This is a genomic window from Legionella shakespearei DSM 23087 (genome assembly GCF_000373765.1).
In the GTDB taxonomy this organism is placed as follows: Bacteria; Pseudomonadota; Gammaproteobacteria; order Legionellales; family Legionellaceae; genus Legionella; species Legionella shakespearei.
The window spans coordinates 19,191-22,616 of record NZ_KB892404.1 but is presented as its reverse complement, the minus strand read 5'-3'; the positions used below and the strand labels follow the sequence as shown (position 1 = coordinate 22,616).

Sequence of the window (3,426 nt, the reverse complement as noted above, 5' to 3'; positions counted from 1 at the left end):
AGTATAACTGTTCCGCTTCCTGACGGTCGCGGCTCGGTTTTCGTGGGTTTGTATTGACTTCATCGTGCACCGGAAACCGAGCCGCGACTGTAAAGGAGCGGAATTTTTGTTAGGGCACGTTCACAATACCAGTTGAAATTCCATCACAGTGAACAGTCCCTTCGTAGCTGTGCTGCTTTTTAATGCAAATCCCACTGACTCCACCAGTTCACACCAGTTATTGAGGGTACGTTGTTGTCCACCCACTAAAACCATCATAATAATATCCATTGTTTTGTTCGTATGAGGGAGGGAATTGTCCGGGATCACCTGTTCGGCTATAAGCAAGGTTGACCCTCTGGACATTTGTTGACGGCAATTACTCAGAATTATCTTGATCTGCTCGTCATTAAAGACATGTAATCTTCCCCTAAACAGATAAGCATCAGCAACAGGTAAGCTTGAAAACAAATCATCTCCAGCCTGTTGTACTAATTCAGGATGAAAATTAAATTGTTCTATAACCAGATCAGGATATTGATTGGTAATGTGTTCAACTAAAGATGTACTCCCAGTCCCAATATTTACCAGCGAGCGAAATTTGGCGAAATTAAAACTTTGCGCTATTACCGGCTCATCAATAGCAGATAACTTAGCCATTCCCGTATTATAGCGAGCCCTCTTTTCAGGTATTGCGTTGAGAAAATCAAAAAAATCGGTCTTATGCTCTAGCCTGAATCCAGGGGTGCCCGTTTTAAGCACATTCTCCAGATGAGCGAAAGCCTGCCACCAGCTTTCATCAAACATACCTAAAACATCCTTCATGGAAAAGGGGTGATCTTGTCTTAGGGGATAAGATAAAGGGGTTAAGGCATAGCCATCCTCAGTTTTTAAAAACAAACCATAATCACTGAGAAAAGTGAGTAAGCGGTCTAATAAGTCAGGTATGGTAGCGCTTAATCCGGCCAGTTCCTTTACCGAAACGGGCTGGTCAGACATGTGGTCTGCTATACCCAAATGGGCAATAGCATGAATGGCGCGTGACACTACATATCCTCGTGACATGATTGCCAGTTGCATGTGAGGGGGCGGCGACTCATTATTCATGGTAATCCTGTTTATTCGGGACTGACGTCAAGCTTGGCTTTATACTCAGTCTTTATTTATGTTAGGATGAGATACATAAATTATTTTTAGCATAGAATGAAGAACTTCGCCTCTTTCATTCATTGAACAAAGGTTTTGGGTACATGAAATTTGATATTCATTATTTGTTATCAGCCAAATATGCCAAATGGATTATTATTGGTTTTATTTCATTGTTTTCTCTGTTGATCATTTGGGAATATGCCAGCCTTTTCTTTTCTCCGCTCACTGTTGAAACCACTGTTGAAACAAGCTCAGCTTCAGAGCAAACAGTAAAACAGGATTTGTTCAGCGATATTTTAAATGCCCCTTTATTTGGTGTGTACGTTCCCAATGATTTAAATGAAGATAATGTGAAGAAATCGATGCTGGATGTGACTTTAGTGGGTATCATGTTCGATGATAACATAGAGGAGTCACAGGTAATTATTCGTTCGGCAAGCGGTGATGAAAAAACTTATAAAATCGGTGATAAGATACCTGGCGGCGCATTGATCAAGCGAATTATGGCCGGAGGGGTTCTGGTTGAGCATAATGGTGCTCTGGAGAGTTTAAGTTTACCTAAAAATGATTTAACCTTTGAACCTGTAGCAAAGCCTTTGAAAGGGGAATAAATAGCATGACACGTCTACTGAGGTTTTTCATAGTACTGATTTTTATTCCCATGATGATGGCTTGTGTTTCTGGTGCATTGAATTTGCGTGAAGGGATACAGAGCTTTAAAGCCCAGGATTACCGCAGAGCGTTTATCCGTTTAAAGCCTGAAGCAGAAAAAGGCCAGCCTGATGCCCAATATGCTGTGGGATATATGTATTATTATGGTCAGGGGGTAGTTGAAGACCGCAAAAAGGCCTGGTTTTGGATCAACATGGCAGCCCAATTAGGCCAACCCGATGCAATTACGGCAAAAAAGATTCTCGAAGATGGCAGCCTCGAAAAGAAAAGAGTATTCCAGAGCAGTAAATTACAGCATTATCCAGTGAACAAGATTTTATATTAATTTTATATTAAATGTATGCTTGTGCTTGTAGCCCGTATTAGGCGTCAGCCGTAATACGGGATCGAAGTGGTAATGAACTCATTCCCGTATTACGGCTACGCCTAATACGGGCTACCAGCCCCATCTTCCCATTCAAGGATGTGCTTTAATCACTATCGATGCAATGTAACTGCAATACACCAGAATCAGAATTCCCCCATGCCAGGGCGATAATTTCTTTTTATAATAGTAATTTAAAAAGAAGAGCAAAACAGTTAACGCAATCAACACCGGCATATCTCTGCTTAACACCACATTGCTGATTTTTTCGGGATTAATAATCGCCGGAAAAGCCAATATTAATAATAAATTATAAATATTGGAGCCAAGGATTGTCCCTATTGCAATATCTTCCTCTCCCTTTAAAGCAGCAGTCACTGCCGTGGCCAGTTCGGGTAAAGTGGTACCAAAGGCAATAACAGTCAACCCTATGGTTAATTGGCTTATTCCCCACCATTGGGCAATAGTTGCGGCACTCAGGATGATGTATTTAGCACTGACCGGAAGAATGACCAGACCCAGCAGGATACTGAGTAAATTGGTATGTAGTGAGCGATTGGAATGGATTGCGGCTTTAAATTCATTAAAAAACTGATCTTTTTTGGGGGCATGATTGGCCAGGTAAATGAAAAAAGAAATGACCGCGATACAGACAATCAGAAACAGGCATCCATCTATTTTGCCCAGAAAGCCGTCTAGCATCATGCTGTAAGCAAATAGCATAATGACAATAAGTATAGGGTATGCCTTTTTAAGCGTGCTGTAATTAAGCGTTGTCGGTTTAAGCATGATAGTAATACCCAAGACCAAACCGATATTCGCAATATTGGAGCCTATGGCATTTCCTATAGTCAAATCATTCTTGTCCTTGACAGCCGACAGGACGGAAATAAAAATTTCCGGGGCAGTAGTGCCAAGAGCAACAAGAGTAAGCCCTGTGACCAGAGGGGATAAATTATAACGGAAAGCCAGGCCGGAGGCTCCAGTGATCAAATGATTGGCCGCCCATAAGAGGGCGATAAAGCTAATAATCAATACCAGGACGCTGTGCATTATGAAACTCGATATTAGTAATTAATTGATAATAATACGAGATTGACGATTAGGATATATAAAAATGGTGTAACCCCCGGAATGGATGGATTCGTATTTACTATATCATGCACGAAAACCGAGCCGCGACTGTAAAGGAGCGGAATTTTTGTTGAGGCACTGGCCTGGTATCGTTCGATCTATGTATCGGTGCAGGAAATAAAGTACGT

Annotated in this window: 4 protein-coding genes; 2 read left to right on the top strand and 2 right to left on the bottom strand. The window is 41.5% G+C overall.

Going from position 1 to position 3,426, the window contains the following annotated elements; genetic code table 11:
- Positions 1–120: 120 nt before the first annotated feature.
- Positions 121–1,086: a methyltransferase gene (locus tag B094_RS0108940; RefSeq protein WP_018577466.1), complete on the bottom strand. Its 966-nt coding sequence runs from the start codon at positions 1,084–1,086 to the stop codon at positions 121–123.
- 143 nt (positions 1,087–1,229) lie between these two features.
- Here B094_RS0108940 and B094_RS0108935 point away from each other — a divergent pair, with 143 nt between their 5' ends.
- Complete coding sequence (locus tag B094_RS0108935) at positions 1,230–1,739, top strand: type II secretion system protein N (protein WP_018577465.1); 510 nt, start codon at positions 1,230–1,232, stop codon at positions 1,737–1,739.
- A gap of 5 nt (positions 1,740–1,744) precedes the next feature.
- A complete protein-coding gene (locus tag B094_RS0108930) occupies positions 1,745–2,125 on the top strand; it encodes a tetratricopeptide repeat protein (RefSeq protein ID WP_018577464.1) in 381 nt (126 codons plus the stop codon).
- A gap of 132 nt (positions 2,126–2,257) precedes the next feature.
- Here B094_RS0108930 and B094_RS0108925 read toward each other — a convergent pair whose 3' ends face one another.
- Positions 2,258–3,217 (bottom strand): calcium/sodium antiporter, encoded by a 960-nt coding sequence (locus tag B094_RS0108925; protein WP_018577463.1) that lies wholly within the window; start codon positions 3,215–3,217, stop codon positions 2,258–2,260.
- Positions 3,218–3,426 lie beyond the last annotated feature (209 nt).